This window comes from Chryseobacterium taichungense, assembly GCF_900109935.1.
GTDB classification, from domain to species: Bacteria; Bacteroidota; Bacteroidia; order Flavobacteriales; family Weeksellaceae; genus Chryseobacterium; species Chryseobacterium taichungense.
Genome location: NZ_FOBV01000002.1, coordinates 265,511 through 283,040 on the forward strand (window position 1 = coordinate 265,511; position 17,530 = coordinate 283,040).

General features: G+C 33.0%; 15 protein-coding genes. 7 read left to right on the plus strand and 8 right to left on the minus strand.

What is annotated here, in order from left to right:
- Positions 1 to 263: 263 nt before the first annotated feature.
- From BMW64_RS04930 to BMW64_RS04960, 7 genes are all read right to left on the minus strand, one after another.
- Positions 264 to 623 carry a prevent-host-death protein gene (locus BMW64_RS04930; RefSeq protein WP_089998859.1) on the minus strand — a complete coding sequence of 120 codons (360 nt, stop codon included), beginning with the start codon at positions 621 to 623 and terminating at the stop codon, positions 264 to 266.
- A 129-nt stretch (positions 624 to 752) separates the two neighbouring features.
- Positions 753 to 3,545: a hypothetical protein gene (locus tag BMW64_RS04935; RefSeq protein ID WP_089998861.1), complete on the minus strand. Its 2,793-nt coding sequence runs from the start codon at positions 3,543 to 3,545 to the stop codon at positions 753 to 755.
- Positions 3,546 to 3,551: 6 nt separating this feature from the next.
- The gene (locus tag BMW64_RS04940) at positions 3,552 to 4,577 is read right to left on the minus strand and encodes a hypothetical protein (protein WP_089998863.1); all 1,026 of its coding nucleotides are present in this window, start codon (positions 4,575 to 4,577) and stop codon (positions 3,552 to 3,554) included.
- On the minus strand, positions 4,570 to 5,433 hold the full coding sequence (locus BMW64_RS04945) for a fimbrial biogenesis chaperone (RefSeq protein ID WP_228400840.1): 864 nt from the start codon (positions 5,431 to 5,433) through the stop codon (positions 4,570 to 4,572). The genes BMW64_RS04940 and BMW64_RS04945 overlap by 8 nt, the downstream gene beginning before the upstream one ends.
- Positions 5,434 to 5,463: 30 nt before the next feature.
- Positions 5,464 to 5,997: a hypothetical protein gene (locus BMW64_RS04950; RefSeq protein WP_089998865.1), complete on the minus strand. Its 534-nt coding sequence runs from the start codon at positions 5,995 to 5,997 to the stop codon at positions 5,464 to 5,466.
- Between the two features lie 288 nt (positions 5,998 to 6,285).
- The gene (locus tag BMW64_RS04955) at positions 6,286 to 6,708 is read right to left on the minus strand and encodes a hypothetical protein (protein WP_089998867.1); all 423 of its coding nucleotides are present in this window, start codon (positions 6,706 to 6,708) and stop codon (positions 6,286 to 6,288) included.
- Positions 6,709 to 6,761: 53 nt separating this feature from the next.
- Complete coding sequence (locus tag BMW64_RS04960) at positions 6,762 to 7,466, minus strand: helix-turn-helix domain-containing protein (RefSeq protein ID WP_177175238.1); 705 nt, start codon at positions 7,464 to 7,466, stop codon at positions 6,762 to 6,764.
- 1,024 nt (positions 7,467 to 8,490) lie between these two features.
- On the opposite strand from BMW64_RS04960, the gene BMW64_RS04965 reads away from it, so the two are divergent.
- The 7 genes from BMW64_RS04965 to BMW64_RS04990 all read left to right on the plus strand — a co-directional run bounded on the left by BMW64_RS04965 (position 8,491) and on the right by BMW64_RS04990 (position 16,337).
- Positions 8,491 to 9,279, plus strand: coding sequence for a polysaccharide biosynthesis/export family protein (locus BMW64_RS04965; protein ID WP_089998869.1), 789 nt, complete (start codon positions 8,491 to 8,493; stop codon positions 9,277 to 9,279).
- An 8-nt stretch (positions 9,280 to 9,287) separates the two neighbouring features.
- A complete protein-coding gene (locus BMW64_RS04970) occupies positions 9,288 to 11,624 on the plus strand; it encodes a GumC family protein (protein WP_089998870.1) in 2,337 nt (778 codons plus the stop codon).
- Between the two features lie 2 nt (positions 11,625 to 11,626).
- Positions 11,627 to 12,595 (plus strand): SDR family oxidoreductase, encoded by a 969-nt coding sequence (locus BMW64_RS04975; RefSeq protein WP_394332256.1) that lies wholly within the window; start codon positions 11,627 to 11,629, stop codon positions 12,593 to 12,595.
- A gap of 18 nt (positions 12,596 to 12,613) precedes the next feature.
- A complete protein-coding gene (locus BMW64_RS04980; RefSeq protein ID WP_089998873.1) occupies positions 12,614 to 13,903 on the plus strand; it encodes a nucleotide sugar dehydrogenase in 1,290 nt (429 codons plus the stop codon).
- 274 nt (positions 13,904 to 14,177) lie between these two features.
- Positions 14,178 to 14,783 carry a sugar transferase gene (locus BMW64_RS04985; protein WP_089998874.1) on the plus strand — a complete coding sequence of 202 codons (606 nt, stop codon included), beginning with the start codon at positions 14,178 to 14,180 and terminating at the stop codon, positions 14,781 to 14,783.
- A gap of 10 nt (positions 14,784 to 14,793) precedes the next feature.
- A complete protein-coding gene (locus tag BMW64_RS20590) occupies positions 14,794 to 14,940 on the plus strand; it encodes a PglD-related sugar-binding protein (RefSeq protein WP_177175239.1) in 147 nt (48 codons plus the stop codon).
- A gap of 236 nt (positions 14,941 to 15,176) precedes the next feature.
- Complete coding sequence (locus BMW64_RS04990; protein ID WP_089998875.1) at positions 15,177 to 16,337, plus strand: DegT/DnrJ/EryC1/StrS family aminotransferase; 1,161 nt, start codon at positions 15,177 to 15,179, stop codon at positions 16,335 to 16,337.
- A gap of 169 nt (positions 16,338 to 16,506) precedes the next feature.
- Here the strand turns inward: BMW64_RS04990 and BMW64_RS04995 are convergent, their stop codons facing one another.
- Entirely contained in the window at positions 16,507 to 16,935 is a 429-nt protein-coding gene (locus BMW64_RS04995) for a hypothetical protein (RefSeq protein ID WP_143052643.1), read from the minus strand.
- Between the last annotated feature and the right edge of the window lie 595 nt (positions 16,936 to 17,530).

The window sequence follows — 17,530 nt, forward strand, 5'->3', positions numbered from 1 at the left end:
AATGCTTTCAAAATCAGACTTTAAACTATTCATAAAATAACAGTTTATAAAGAATGGTAAGCTATAAATTATGATAAGCTTGGTAAAAGGAAAATAAAAAAAGGGAATAGAATAAGAAATAAACTTTCTATTGTTAGAAGGTTTATCTGTTTTTTTAAAGTTAACTTTACGCTGTATGTGAGTTTAGCCACTGATGAGGCAATAGGTATGCATGATGCAAAAAATTGTCATCTCGTTACTGACCAAACCCAATACAGATGGTATTAATTTAACTCATAATTAGCGATAATCAGACTCAACATGAAATGAATATAATTTTGATCAGCTTCTTTTCTGTTAAGTAGTTTGTTTTTATAATCGTATGAGTTTAAGATTCTTGATAATTGTGAATAATCCTCAAATTTGTCATCTTTGATTTTTACTCTCAGATTTCCGTCTCTTCTTTTTATAATTTCATCATCCAGTGTTCGTAACTTGAAGATAACTTCACATAATTTGGCATTAAAATTCATTTTACCGGTATATCTTTCAATGATATTAACCTTAAATGTATCAAATTTTATGGTGTTAAAGACAAGATTAGAGCCAGACTCTTGCGTGTTGAGCTCAAGCGTATAATTCATAAATTTAAATTTAGTACAAATGTAATCAGAAGCTGAAAAAATTCAAAATAAATAGATCAACTAATATACCATTTATAGCAATTTATTTTTATTCTACCTTTTTTGTGGTATCATTTTTTACATTAAAATTTATTTACTGTCAAATTTCTTCACCCTTATTTTCTTTTCTTTCACTTTTATGATAAAAGGATTAAGCTGGCTTATTTTGCCTGGTACTACTTTAAACTCCTGTAGTGTATTTTCGCAGTAAGTATTGGCTGCCAATGAGTTTTCGTTCAACTTTATTTTGTATTCCCCGGATTCTATAAAAGATACGATTTCGCCGTTATCATCCGTTATCGTGTGTCTTATAAGTTTATCACCTTTGTAGATGTCAAAAGCGATTCCTCCGGATTTAGGTTCAAATTCGACGGCAGTTTTGGTATCATACTCGTACATTATTTTTCCTTGAACTGTCCCATTCTGATGTAGCGGGATCTGTAAAAAATGCTGATGGGTATTTACATCAAACTCCGTTTCATCATAATACCATCCCTGTTGAATCACCTGTCGTAATGTATATTTGTTGTAAGGAATTGCGCGGTATGTAATAGCTCCGTCTTCATCGGTTTTGAATGATATATTATTGAGCATGATAATATATCCTGTGGCTTTTTCGTCACCTTCATCATATATGTTGTTGTTATTACGGTCATAATAAACAAAGGCTTTAATATTGCTTTTCTTCCCCGGATCCAGATTATTGCTTCGTAAATTGATTGTAACACCCGCCTCAATGGTAAAAAGATTGTTGCTGAAATTATTCATGGAATAATTAAACCATGATGAATTGAGATAAAGCCCGTACCGTTCTTTAGAATATTTTACATTGACAAATCCGGATGGAGACTTCCCATAAAGTGTATCATCGGTGTAAGAGAATCCCGAATTGATACTCAATTTACCTTTTAGCATTGTATTGGTTATAAATGCTGAGGCCAATGTTTTTTTGTACGTATTGTTACCGCCTAATAATTTTGAGAAAGCATATTCGGACAGGTAATAGCTTCCGTACTGATAAATAAGCTGGAAATTAAGCCATTTGTAAGCATAGGTTCCCGTAAATTTCATTTGGTACTGATTTTTTTCGGAATCCGGATAATTTACCAATCCTGTTTCGATACCTACTATGGATGAATGTTTTCGGTTTGTGCTCGACCAGCTCACACGCTCGATCAGCCTTTTGGCGGTCATTTCTTTCAGGTCTTTATTTTCTGTCAGTCCGAAAAAAGTGTTGTACGTATTGGAATTTTCATTCTGATATTGCAGGCTGATTCCCAGTCCGAAATTCTTTTTTTTAGGAAAATTAAGTCCTGTTTCAAATCTGCTGCTGTTGGTTTCTAAATTATTATTGTAGAAATAAAATTTAGGAGAGAAGTTAGAAATCATGACATTAGCATAAATGGAATTATCCTTTATAATGCTGGAAATATTCTGCTGCAACTGGAAAATCCCTCTCTGGTTGCCCGGATAATAATTGCTGCTGAATGAATAATTTCCGCTGAGATTGATCTTGTTGATAATCCCTGAATACTGTGTTTCTAACGCTCCTGACGGTTTTGTGATGTTAAGGCTTTCATAGGTACTTATTCCGCTGAATAGTTTCCCGCTAATCTTCCAGTCTTTATTAAAAACATACTGAAAATCGGTTCCCAATAAGTTATGCTTCGCCTTTTCAAAAGGATCATTTTTAAAGATATATGCTGCTGATATATTACGGCTTGCATTGCTAGCCCCCAATGTTCCGCGAACGTAGAAACCATATCCTAATTTCAGGAAAGCAGTTCTTTCAATAAGACTGAAACTCTGATCTATAAACCCGAATTCCAGCTTTTTATTTTTATCAGAGGAAGTAAAGGCATATTCCGCGCCTCTTCCGTAAAGAGAAAGTTCTATAATTTTACTGATATTTCCCAAGGTAAATTCACTTTTTTCCCTTTTATAGGTTATGAAGGTATTGTTTACCATAGGATCTTCCGGACCATTTGTTTTATAGATATTTCCTCTTATAAAAACATATCCTGACGGAAGATTGAAACCTCCGGAACCGATCAGCTGATACAGAAAAGATTCTCTTCCAAGATAGCGGTAACTTGCTGTAATACTGTTTTTCGTGTAGCCGAGATTGTTATTATCTAAAGATTGGTACCGTTGCATAGAAGAATTATTCTGAATAGAAACTGAACTGTTTCCGAATATTTCTTTGTCAGGTTCTCTGAAGCCTACAATATTTACATTGAACTGAGGAATTCTTGTCATATTATTTGTTGGCCTGAATCTATAGATGAATACTGAATCTTTCTGAACAGCAATACTTCCTTTCTTTTCCACAAAAAAACTTCCCTGATCTGCTTCCGGAATTTTAAAAACGATCGTGACATCCTGCCTTTTGTTCCCTAAATTTGAAACTCTTGCCCGAACTTCTATAGAGTCATTAACATTACTCATATAAATCACAGGAGTATCTGTACTGATCGCCATCGAATTGTTTTCGGCAATATGATGAGTGATTGTTTTAGTCAATAAAATCTTATTCTCAAAGTTGGTAAGGTTAAAATCAATTTTACTTTCACCAAAACCAGCGTTGCTGTTGATAAGAATTTTTATCGGCAGATAAATACTTCCAGCCGACGGAATCTCAATTTCTGAAGTATTTCCTGAAATATTTCTGAAGCCGGTAGGAACGGTAATATTTAGTTTTCCTTTAAATTTGCTTTGAGAATTATTTTTGATTTCAACAATAGTACTTATAATACGGTCCCTTCCCATATCGGATTCCTCACGGATATCCATGCTGAGGCCGTCAATGGTTTGTGCAAAAGCCAGTGATGAAATGAAAAAAATGAAAAATACGATGATTCTCCGAAAATGGTTAAAAGGCATTAGTTTTTATTGAGGTGTTATCTCGTACTGAAGAGTAGCTGAATAGTCATCTGATTTTGCATTGATGAAGATTTCATCATTGTGAGTTGTTGAATATTTTATGTCGTAATTAACCGTATTACCCTGGGTGGCATTTCCTTTGGCAACCAGTTGTGATAATGGACTTAGTGAAATAGGAAATACGTTTGTATTGGCCGTTGTAGAGGAAAGAACCATTTTTACGGCATCAATAGGAATAGTATTACCAAAAGAAGAGGTAAACTGAGATTGTAATGATTTCAGTTTGATTTGATAATTCGTATTGCTTTTCACAATGAGCGCATTATTATACGTTACGCTGACTCCGTTGCTATAATCGTCCATGCTTTTGAATTCCAATAATGCATTTTGAGCGCTTGGTGCAAAAGTCAAAGACATTTCAGGAATATCCGTAGGAGGAATTCCGGAAAGTGTACCGATCTGCAGCTCAAAATCGTGACTCATTTTACCAATTACATTGTTGTACTGATCATATAATGTAAATTCTACAGGTGCGTAAAACTTCATCCAGGCAGGATAACTTCCAAGATAAGCTCCGCCCATTACCGTAAGGCTGAATTTAATCTGTAAATTATAATATCCATTAGGCTGGCTTGGCTGATTGTACAATGGTGCATTGGAACTTGGAACCAAAAATACTTCCTGGCCTTCCTGCAGAATGACATTTAATGGCATGCCGATTTGCGGAATGGTAGGTACCGGATTGGGATAAGCCTGGCCCGAAGATGATACGGGATGAAAGGATATCTTATTTCCGGGTATCGTATAATTTCCATCAGTAGATCTTATGGGCTGCTTTAGCCTTGCAGACAGACGCCAGGATGGAACATTAAAATTGCCGTTTCCGCTTAACATTGCGGTATAGGCATCGGGATTAGTATTTCCATCGTAAGAATTGATTTGCAGGTAGCTATTGATCCACGAATAATAAGAAATCTGTGAATATAAAAACTGCCCTGCTAACAACAGTACGAGTGAGAGTGTTTTAATCATACATAAAATTTAACTCGCCGAGTTCAAGATTATTATCACCGTAATCGATCATTACGGATGCTGTATATTTTCCTTTCGGAAGATCTTCGGGAAGAGAAATGCCCATCTCTCTTTTATTACCCGGCATGGTATAAAATACGATAGGTTCAATAGACACTTTTTTGCCGTTTTCCATATTGACAAGATCTGTGTATACTTTGCCGTCCGTCCATATATTTCCTTCATTTTCGAAAAACAGGTTCAGTTGCTTCTTAGATTTCTCAAAAGTCAGATTCTGTATTTCTATTTTTTTTGTTTTGGCAGAAGGAATTTTATGAAATATTTTTATTCCTGACCGGATACTTACTTTTATCTTTGCACCTTTACTGTCCATATCATCCACAGGATTCATCTGGTTCACATATAAAACTGCAGTATGCGCTTCCAATGTATCAGATAGTTTACTGGGAACTGTTATGGTAATATCAATATCCCTTCTCTCTCCCGGTCCTAATGTAAAATAATTGTCTTCTTTTTTTACACTGATCCATCCTGCACAGGATACTTTCAGGCTATTGGCTGCAGACATAATGTTTTCACCTTTCTCATTGTATTCCCAGTCACCAAGACTTATGGCTAAATCCAAAGAGTTTTTTGCACTCACGTTGGTAACTGTTACTTTCTGTGTATTGCTGTTTCCTACGGTTGATTCAAAATACAGTCTCGGAGGCGAAACCGAAATACCGGTCTGTGCCTGAATCATTGAAAAAAAGGAAACCAGAAAAAAAGCTAAAATAAAATGGAGTGAGTAGGTCTTGTTCATTGTAAAAGTAAAGACTGTGACAGCAGAAAAAAATGCCACAATTACTTGTAGCATTTTATTTTAATTATAATCTACAATATCTTATTATTGTGAAATAATAGTGTAGGTAAGTTCAGTAGTATATACCGTAGGATCTTGTCCTGCAATATATTTATTTAGATAGGCATTAGCACCTGCACCTTTGTATTCGATATTGATTTTCCTGTCAACACCTCCTAAAGTTGAAGTTACTAAATTAGTTTCGTTTGCAGATAGAGTAGCATTTTGGGCATATTGCGCTCCGCTTAAGCCATCAGTACCTGCGCTGGCTTTAATCCGAATTGTATTAGCCTGAATGCTTTTATTTATGTTATTTACGTTTTGTAAAGCCGAATTAGCAGCTTTTACTTTCACCTGGAATCCTCCTGTACTATAAATACTCAAGTGGTCAGGATTAATGGATGATACACCATTAGCATAGTCATCTTTAGTAACGTAGTCTAAGTTTACAATTTTTTGTGAATTGTTAACCACTAAAGTTTGGATTGGTTTTAATCTAACGTTTAAAGTAACAGTTTGTTGTGCCTTCATTGCTGCGAACCCTAACAAAGCAAATGAAGCTAAAATACACTTTTTCATAATACGATTATTTGTTTTTAATTTAATTCAAAAATTATGGTGCAAATGTATTGAGTAAATTTGTTAGAGCTATTGTGAAAAAATACGAATCTTTTGTAATTTTTGTAGCTGATAATAAGCTATATAGAAAAAGCCCTTTATTGATAATTCAATAAAAGATATTTATGAAAATGGAAATAACTCCATAAAAATGATTATTTTAAAGTTAAGTAATCATTAATTAATTATGGGTGTCAAATTAATAAAACTTTAAATTTATAAATTTTCGTTTTAATTGTTATTTTTTCATTAGTTAGACATCATTGTTAGTACATAATATTCCTGATCAGCTGATGAGTTATGACTTGTTTTAATATATTTTGCATGATGACTAAACTCAAATATTTTTTCAATCACCCCTTTTTTGTATTTAATAAGGTTGTGAACTTTATCTTTTCCCCGGGATAGCTTTTCATAATCAACATCTTTAAATCCTGCAGACTGATTATATACATTTTGCTGCATTTTTATTTCAAATCCTGACGGACTTGAAATCATTACAAATTTTGATTCATCGGTATTATTCTTGTCATCAGAATCTGTAGTTGTCGGATTAATGGCAAGCGTCTGAACCGGGTATAACCGCACATTTAAAGTCGTTCCGTCATTTTGGGCATGGAAGAAAGTGAAAGCAAGAAGACAAACTATAATAAAAAAATATTTGGTATACATTTCCTGATTTATCACCGTGTGGTTACATAATCAAATATACAAATATTTTTTAATTATCTCATCTCTGAAGGATTTTTTTCTGTATGTTTTTTAAAAAAGTTTGTGAAGTTGCCTTCATCGCTGAATCCCAACTCGTACGCGATCTGAGAAATAGTAAAATTTGTGTAGGTGAGCATCTTTTTAGATTCGCTGATAAGCTTCTCAATAATAACATGTTTTGCGCTTTTACCTAATACATATTCTGTCATCTCGGTCAGTTTTCTGGGGGTGATATTTAATTCGCTGGCGTAGTGAGAGACTTTTTTAGCCTTTTTATAATCTCTCTGTAGAATGACTTTGAATTTATTCACACAATAAAGATAATCAAATTTTATGTCTTTTTTTACTTCTTCAGTAGGAATATGTAGAAAAGCGTCAAGAATCAGTCTTTCTATAGCATTGTGCGCTGCTGAGACATACAGGCTTTTGTCTTTTAATCTGAAATTTTCCATTCTCTCCATAAATACAACCCGCATCTGTTCTATATTGATAAATGGAGCAATGAAAATATCAGAATTATAATTAAAGAATAGCTGGGAATTTAAAAATAAACTGTCTTTTATAGATCTTTCATAAAAGCTTGATGAAAAAACAATTAGAAAAGTATCGTATCCGTGTATATTCCCGAACTCAACATTTTTGTGTGGTCCTACAAAGACGATATTTCCGGCTTTGACGTCATATATATTATTTTCTACTTTCAGCTGGATATCTTCCATGATAATGTAAATGCAAAAGTATTCCAGTGTATTAAATTTTCTCTTATTATTATTTCTTTTAATAATTTGATCTAAACGATTAACACTAAAACCATTTTCTCTTAACTGATTTGTAATAATATACATTTTATCTTTACATAAAATTAATAGCGTGCTAAGATAATTTTTTGCTAAGGTTATATTGATATTATTCTGTTAGACATAATTCTATAAATATATTAAAATATATAGTAATTTATTCTTATTGAAATCTTATTATAACTGTAGAAATCATTATTGTTTTGTATTTTAGATCAATCCTTAAAACATAATTATTGTTATAAAAACTCAAATTTAATTTAAACATTTTTCTATACCGCTTTACTGTTTATTGAGATATTTTTTTAATAACTATAATTAAATATGATTTTTAAATATTCAACTGACAAGGTATAATATATACAGGTTCCCAGAATGTTAGTATTTATCACTATTGTAGGATATTTTCAGTAAGTAATAATCAGTAGTGCTAATATCCCGATGGTTGGAATTATTTATATTCAATGTAGACATAATTTATTATCTTTGGCGTGCCAAAATTGTGATGTATAAAATTAGAATGGTTATAACGCTTTGACAAATCTGAGAAAAAATTAATAATTAATTTTATTAAGATAGAGTATATAGTGGGACTATGATTTCCATTACATAAATAATATTTTTTAGAGATTTTTTTAATATATTTTATGACTGGAGCGTGAAATAGCCAAAAATGATCTTGATTTATTGATAGGTTAATACTACAATCCATGAAGCTGTAGTAATTAACAAAAAAATAATAATAATTAATTATACTGATAATCTGGTGATTCCACGTGATAGGGTGATTATTTTTAAAATAGCAAGATTTCGGCAAAAAAATTGCTATAGGAAAGCATTAAAAAAATCACAATTAAAAGTGAGTTTACATATATATATTATAACTTTAAAAAATAATTTGCTCTTTTTAAAAAGCAGAGTGCTAACTTTAGCAGATTAAAATCCTATGAATAGAAATATTATTAAGTATCTATTATTGATATCAATTACTTTATTATCGTGCAAACCCAAGCAGAATATGGTGTATATGTCGAAAGACAATATGGAAGAAGAAGTTGCCAGAGCTAAATTTCAGGGCTTACATATTCAGGAGGGAGATGTTCTTCTTATCCTTGTTTCTGCACTTGATGAAGCTGCTGTAAAGCCTTTTAATCTTAACACAGCTAACAAAGTAGGAAGTGAAGGTACAATGGGAGTGAATCAATATGTTCAACCAAGTGAATATTTAGTAAACTCTGAGGGGTATATCAATTTTCCCGTATTAGGCGATGTATATACTAAAGGAATGACACAAATTCAGTTGAAACAGGATCTTGAATCCCGCCTAAAACGATATCTTACCGATCCTTTAGTAACGATCACACTGAAAAACTTTAATGTCAGTATTTTAGGTGAGGTGAAACAGCCCGGACAAAAAGAAAGCTTGTCACAAAAAATTAATGTATTCCAGGCACTTGGTCTTGCAGGAGATATGACGGATTTTGGTGATCGTACCCATGTGAAACTTATCAGAACAACAGACGAAGGCAGCGATGAAGTCGTTAATCTTGATCTTACCAGATCCGACATTGTAAACTCGCCATATTACTATATGAAGCAAAACGATATATTATACGTGCAACCTGATCATAATAAACAGATTCAAGCAAATTCAAATCCAAACAGAGCCCTTACTTTCCAAATTATTGGTACATTAGTAACCGTAGCTACCTTAATTATTGCTTTAAAAAGATAACCGTAAATATGCAACAGATAGAACTTCTGGAAAATGAAGAAAAAATAGATTTAAGGAGAGTGATTACAAAATACCTCTATAAATGGCCTTGGTTTTTAGTGTCGGTATTGATATTTTTATTAATTGCTTTTGTTTATTTAAGATACAGCGTTCCAAAATATCAGACAAAAACAACGTTAAAGTTTGATAAAAAAGAAAATGATCTTACGTCAGCCCTTTCTGATCTGAGTAATCTTGGAATAGGTCTTGGAAATTCCGACGAGCTGAAAAGTGAAGCAGCCGTTGTCACATCCAGACCCATATTGACACAAGTGGTAAATAATCTTAATCTGAATGTAGAATATTATAATACGGGAGAAATTAAAGATAATCAGCTCTTTAGTAAAGTTCCTGTGGCGGGAAAAATTGTAACCTTTGATAATAAATTTGTATCTTCAGAATATAATCTTACTAAGGTTTCTGGAAATGACTTTACCCTTGTAAATGAACATAATAATATTAAATTTTTAGGAAAATTTAATATTCCTTTAAAGTTGGATTTTGGGGTTGTAGTCTTAACCAGAAATCCAGAATATGAGGTTAAACCAGGATATAAAATTGTTTTTTGGAATCCTATTGAAAAAGTAAAGAAACTTGAGAAAACAATTGAAGTGAATTTACCGGATGAAAAAGCCATGTTGATGGATATCAGTCTTATAGGATCGGTTCCGGAAAAATCGGAAACAATACTTAATGAAGTTACCCGCCAGTATAATTTAGACGGGCAGAAAGATAAAAATCTGCAAGCTGAAAATACACAGAAGTTTATTGATAAGCGACTAGAGGTTATTACCCGTGATCTTACTGGAGTAGAAAACCAGAAAGAAGATTTCCAAAACCGTAATCGTATTGTTGATTTGCAGGCGCAGGCAGAATTAGCGATGCAAAATACGAGCGAAAATACGAAAACGCTTCTTCAGCAACAAGCACAGCTTGATCTTTTAAATTCTCTATCTGCTGAGGCATTAAAAGGTAATAATCAGCTAATGCCCTCTAACTTAGGACTTAATCCATCACTTGAGCAATCTATTGCACAATATAATCAAATACTTATCAGCAGAAACAAGACGCTGAAGCAGGCAACAAACGAAAACCCTGCTGTTATAGAAATGAATCGGGAAATCGCGTCATTAAAAGATATTATCAGAGATAATATACGTGAGCAGAAAGATGCAGTAAAAGCCACTATTTCACAGTTGCAAAATCAGATTACAACAAGTAATTCGATGATTGAAAAGGTTCCCGGACAATCTAAAGTTTACAGAGGAATTGAGCGCCAGCAGAATCTTAAAGAACAACTTTTCTTATTTCTTCTTCAGAAAAGAGAAGAGAATGCAATCAACTTATCGGTTGATGTTCCAAAAGCTAAAATTGTAAATCCAGCATTTACTGAAGATGAGCCTGTTTCCCCCAAAAAAAATATCATTGTTTTGGGAGCGGTTTTACTTGGCTTATTAATTCCTTTTGCCATCTTTTATTTAATTTTTATTTTAGATGATAAAATTTACAGTAGAGAAGATATTAAAGAAAGGTCTAGTCTTGGTGTTTTGGTAGATATACCATCACTAAAAGATAATGACAATCATCTGGTACAGAAAAAGGACTTTTCGGAACTTGCGGAAGCTTTTAGAGTTTTAGTTTCAAATCTTAAATTTGTACTGCCGAAAAAAGATTCTGCAAAGATTATTATGGTTACATCTTCAGTAAAGGGAGAAGGAAAGACGCTTGTATCTGTCAATCTCGCTTTAACGATCGGTAATAAAAATGGAAGAGCACTATTGATAGGTTCAGATATCCGAAATCCTCAGATTCAAAGGTATGATAGCGAGCCTGTGAAAAGAAAAGGTTTAACGGAGTTTTTATATGATGAGTCAGTAAATGTTGAAGATCTTATCCATAATTCTTATACCAATCCTTATTGTGATGTGATCTATGCCGGTACTATTCCTCCCAATCCTCAGGAACTTCTTTCTAATGGAAGATACCAGAAATTGATAGCTCAGATGTCTTCTATGTATGCATATATTATTATAGACTCGGCTCCGCTTATGCTGGTTTCTGATACACTGAGTATAGCGGATGTTGCAGATGCTACATTATATGTTGTAAGATCGGGTGAGTCAAAAAATATACTTATCGATTTTGCGAATGATCTCGTCAATGATGGTAAGCTTTCTAATGTATCTTTTATTGTTAATGATGTTACAAAACGAGCAGGAGGTTATGGATACAACTATAGTTACGGTTATGGATATAGTGAAGATAAAAATAAGAAAAAGTGGTGGAGCAAAATTTTTAAATCATAAAAGTGGGTAAAATTTTAATTACGGGAGGAGCAGGGTTCATAGGCTCCAACCTTACAGAGTATTTTTTGAATAAAGGCTTTGAAGTGGTATGTCTGGATAATTTTTCTACAGGACACCGTCATAATATTGAGCCTTTCTTAAAAAATCCGAATTATAAACTGATCGAAGGAAGTATCTGTGATCTTGAAATCTGCAGAGCTGCAGTAGAAAATGCAGATTACGTACTACACCAGGCAGCATTGGGGTCGGTTCCGAGATCAATCAACGATCCCATTACCAGCAATGAAGTCAATGTTTCAGGTTTTCTGAATATGCTTGTTGCTGCGAGAGATGCGAAGGTGAAACGTTTCGTTTATGCCGCTTCATCTTCTACATATGGTGATTCTGCTGCACTTCCGAAAGTTGAAGAAGTGATAGGCAAGCCATTATCTCCGTATGCGATAACTAAATATGTAAATGAATTATATGCAGATGTTTTTTCTAAAACATATGGGATAGAATGCATTGGTTTAAGATATTTCAATGTTTTTGGTCGCAGACAAGACCCTAACGGAACGTATGCTGCTGTAATTCCGTTATTTGTAAAGCAATTAATGAATCATCAATCTCCGAAAATTAACGGAACAGGAGACTACTCCAGAGATTTTACTTATATTGATAATGTTATTCAAATGAATGAGCTGGCAATGCTTACAAACAATCCTGAAGCAATCAATACAGTCTATAATACAGCGGTAGGAGATCGTACAACTTTAAATGATTTAGTGACTTATATTAAAAAATATTTAACTGAATATGATGAAAAGATTGCTGATGTAGAAGTCATACACGGTCCGAACCGTGTGGGAGATATTCCTCATTCACTTGCTTCGATTGACAAAGCTAAAAATCTTTTAGGATATAACCCGACACATCCCATTGAAAAAGGATTAAAGGAAGCCATTACCTGGTATTGGGAGAATTTAAAGTAAATAATTAAACAGAATCTTGTGGAAAAACAATATAAAATTGCTGTTATTGGTCTTGGCTATGTAGGTCTGCCTTTAGCACGTCTATTTGCAACCCAATATCCGGTTGTGGGATTTGATATCAATCAATCCAGAATTGATGAATTAAGAAACGGAACAGATAGTACCCTAGAGGTAGAAAGTGATGTTTTAAAATCGGTATTGGTCAACGATAATCCATTTAACAATAATGTAAATGGCCTTTTTGCATCTGCAGATATCCAGGATATTAAAGATGCAAATATATATATAGTGACAGTTCCAACTCCTGTAGATAAACACAACCGCCCGGATCTAACACCATTATACAAATCATCAGAAACAGTAGGTAAAGTACTATCTAAAGATGACATTGTTATTTACGAATCAACTGTGTATCCGGGGGTGACCGAAGATGAATGCATACCGGTTTTGGAAAAAATTTCAGGTATGAAATTTAACGAAGATTTCTTTGCAGGTTATTCACCGGAACGTATCAATCCAGGAGATAAAGAACATACTGTAGAAAAAATTCTAAAAGTAACCTCGGGTTCCACACCGGAGATTGGTGAAATAGTAAACAATCTTTATAAATCCGTAATCGTGGCAGGAACTCATCTTGCGCCAACCATCAAAGTTGCTGAAGCGGCAAAAGTAATTGAAAACTCTCAAAGAGATATTAATATTGCTTTTGTAAATGAGTTGGCAAAAATTTTCAACTTATTGGAAATTGATACTCACGAAGTACTGAAAGCAGCAGGAACAAAATGGAATTTTTTACCTTTCAAACCAGGATTGGTAGGTGGTCATTGTATAGGAGTAGATCCTTATTATCTCGCACAAAAAGCTCAGGAAAACGGGTATCATCCCGAAATTATTCTGGCTGGACGTCGTCTTAATGATTCTATGGGGCAATATGTAGCCTCTCAGCTTGTAAAATGTATGATCAAGAAAAATCTTAACATCAACGGTGCTGAAGTTTTAAATTTAGGAATAACTTTTAAAGAAAACTGTCCGGATGTGCGTAATACTAAAGCGGTGGATGTTATTCACGGGCTTGAAGATTATTCATTAAAAGTTACGACTTTTGATCCTTGGGTTAATCCTAATGAAGTTGAGCATGAATATAGCCTTGAAGTAGTGAATGAAATCCCTGATAAGAAATTTGATGCAATCATTCTTACTGTTGCTCATAACGAATTCATCGATCTCAATCTCAATGATTATTTGAAAGACGAAGGAGTAATTTATGATGTAAAAGGAATTCTGGAGGAATGTGATTCCAGATTATAATATACTTCATTGTAATTAATTGTTGCAATTGCTTTAACTTTATTCCACAGATAATTGTAACAGATAAAATAGGAGTTGTTTATAAACTATAAATATTTTGTTACATGATATTGATGTCAAAATAGCAATCAGGAAATAACAAAATGTGCTTTAAAAGCTAATTGTTGTTTCCTGAAATTTGCATTTATGCGATTGGTTGCTATATATTACGGCTGTATTGTGAACAGTAATCTAGAATGAATTATTAAAATAAAGCATTTTCATAGAAGATATAATGTATAAAAGTGTATTTAAACGGATAATCGATTTTATGATCGCTTTTGTAGGTTTGATCATATTATCACCTGTCTTTATTATCGTTCTGATTGTCCTGTATTTTCAAAATGACGGAAAACCGTTCTTTTTTCAGACCAGACCCGGACTTAATGAGAAAATGTTTAATATTATTAAGTTTAAGACAATGACTGATAAAAAAGATAGTCATGGTAATTTATTGCCAGATTCTGATAGACTGACTAAAGTTGGTAGCATCGTAAGACAGACCTCTCTTGATGAAATCCCACAGCTCATCAATGTGCTGAAAGGAGATATGTCACTGATAGGTCCACGTCCTTTACTACCTCAATACCTGCCTTTATATAATGAATCTCAGAGAAGAAGGCATGAAGTTCGTCCCGGAATTACCGGATGGGCCCAGGTGAATGGAAGAAATGCAATTTCTTGGGTAAAGAAATTTGAGCTAGATGTTTGGTATATTGATCATTTGTCTTTTATGATGGATTGCAAGATAATATTTCTCACTTTTAAAAAGGTTTTTAAAAAAGAAGGAATTAACAAGGAAGGACAGGCAACTACGGAGGCTTTTAACGGAAGTAATTAAAAATATAACAATGTATTTGTACGGAGCAGTTGGTCATGGCAAGGTAGTTGCTGAAATTGGAGAAGAAAGTGGTTATAATACTGAAGCTTGCATAGATACAAATTATCTAAAAATGACTACTGAATTATACTCTACATCACAATCCGCCAAAACATAAATGCTGTAGTCCCAATAGTGAATAACAGTATAAGAAAGAATATAGTTGAAGAAAACACGTTATTCAATTGTATATGATATATCATTGATTTGATATCACAAATGTTTAAGAGATATCATCTACTAAAAAGTGGATAGCTATTACACAGCTATAAATGAGGAATGTAGAATAGTAACTAGTAGGATTAGGATAAGATTTAGAAAAATAACCGAATTATAAATAAAAAAAGTAAAATTATGAACATCGAGGTATGGCTTTCATCCCCACATATGGGTGGAAATGAAATCAAGTATATCAACGAAGCATTTGATACAAACTGGATTGCCCCGTTGGGGCCTAATGTAAACGGCTTTGAAACTGATCTGGAAAAATTTCTGAATCAGAAAGTAAAAGTTGCAGCATTATCATCAGGAACAGCTGCTCTGCATCTCGCACTGATTGAGTGTAAGGTAGGATATGGCGATGAAGTGATCTGTCAGTCACTTACATTTTCAGCATCTGCCAATCCCATCGTATATCTTGGAGCAACTCCTGTTTTTGTAGATTCAGAAAAAGATACTTGGAATATATGTCCGATAGCTTTAAGGGAAGCCGTTGAAGATAGAATTGCCAAAAATAAAAAGCCAAAAGCAATCATTGCCGTTAATCTGTACGGTATGCCTGCAAAAATGGACGAAATTTTAGCGATATGCTCTGAATTTGATATTCCTTTGATTGAAGATGCAGCAGAATCGCTGGGATCTAAATATAAAGGTCGGGCATGTGGTACTTTCGGACGATTTAGTATTTTATCTTTTAATGGTAATAAAATCATAACTACTTCCGGTGGAGGTGCCCTGGTTTGTCATTCCCAGCAAGACAAAGACAGAGCTGTGTTTTTATCAACTCAGGCAAGAGATAAAGCGCCACATTACCAGCATTCAGAAATTGGATACAACTATAGAATGAGTAATGTATCTGCAGGTATAGGAAGAGGTCAGATGGAAGTTCTGAGCAGCAGAGTAGAAGGACGTAGAAAAATGCATGATTTTTATACTGAAATTTCTAAAGACCTGGAGGGCGTAGAAGTATTTTGTGAACCTAACGGTGATTTTTACAGTAACCATTGGCTGTCTGTCATCACAATAGATGAAAAATTAGCATCAAAAAACAGAGAAGACCTTCGCCTTGCATTTTTAGAAGATAAAATTGAATCAAGACCGATATGGAAACCGATGCACATGCAACCTGTTTTTAAAGATGCTCCTTATTATGGAGGTAATTTTGCCGAGAAACTTTTTGAAACCAGTCTGTGCCTTCCTTCTGGATCAAATCTTACGGATAATGACAGAAGCAGAATTGAGAAAGTTATGCTTAGTGTTCTCACTAACAAAAAAAGTCATTTGATATCTCATTAATTGATACCATTGAATAACTGAATGTTATTCGCAAATAATTCACACCTATACCACTAGTTTATCGTAAGACTGATAAACAATATTTAAAACAAATAATACTAACCAAAAAATATAAAAGCAGGAATAATTGAATTTATTCCTGCTTTTCTCTATATATTATTTTTGTAACTTAATGATATTTCCTGTTGGAATTACTGTAATTATTGGCACTTATGCCATGGAAGTTATTGTATGTATAGTAAAGATCTTTAAAATAAATATCTGTTTCTGCATCAATCTTTTCTATCATAGGAATGTTTTTTTCCTTTTTTGAAGCACTGTAAGTATATTTCTTTTTTGAAGCTGCTTTTTTCTTCAGGCAATGACAGTGCAAATGATCTTGTGCTCTGTGCTCATCAAGATCTATAATCTTGATTTCAGTATTTTCGAATTTCTTAAATTTTTCAAATCCATTAATGTCTAAAGTGAACCTTGGCTCACCGTGATAAAAATAATGGTCGGTAATTTCAGGGTGAAAGATATCTTTTTTTTCCAAAGGAGCCGAGGAATAATACCCGTTACAATCTGTACACGTGGCAACTTGTATTTTTATTGACATAACATTTTGATTTAAGTGATTACTATTATTATATCAGAAGTTGTGCCATAGATGTAAATCTTAAATAAAAATAATACTCATTATTGGCGGTATAGTTCAAATAGTATATTTGAATTCAGTTTAAAATTTACACTACACTCTGTTTGTGTATTTATAGGGTTTAAACATAAAAAGCACCCGTCCTTTTTATTTAAATTTTGGTTATCTTAAAATTAATTTGGTTTTTTATCCATATTTCCTTTTTTGTGCAAATTCTATGTCTTGCCTATAAAAATGGTAAAGAAAAAATCTAAATTTTAAGGAATTTTAATGCTAAAAAGTGTTTTTTTTACACTTTTTAATAAAAAAGTTAATCTTTTTTTTAAGCTTTCTTATCATAGTATTTTAGATAAGAATTTCAATAATTTTTTTTGAATATTTTTTTTGCAAGATGTTGTAAACTCATGTTTTAAGATTATGATAAGTGTAAAATTAATGATAACCTTATCATAATTAATATACAATTGTTATCATAAAATATCGATATGTAAATGGTTGATATGTAGGTTGTAGGAGTAAATTTATTTTTTTTATTCGATTGAATTTTTATATTTGT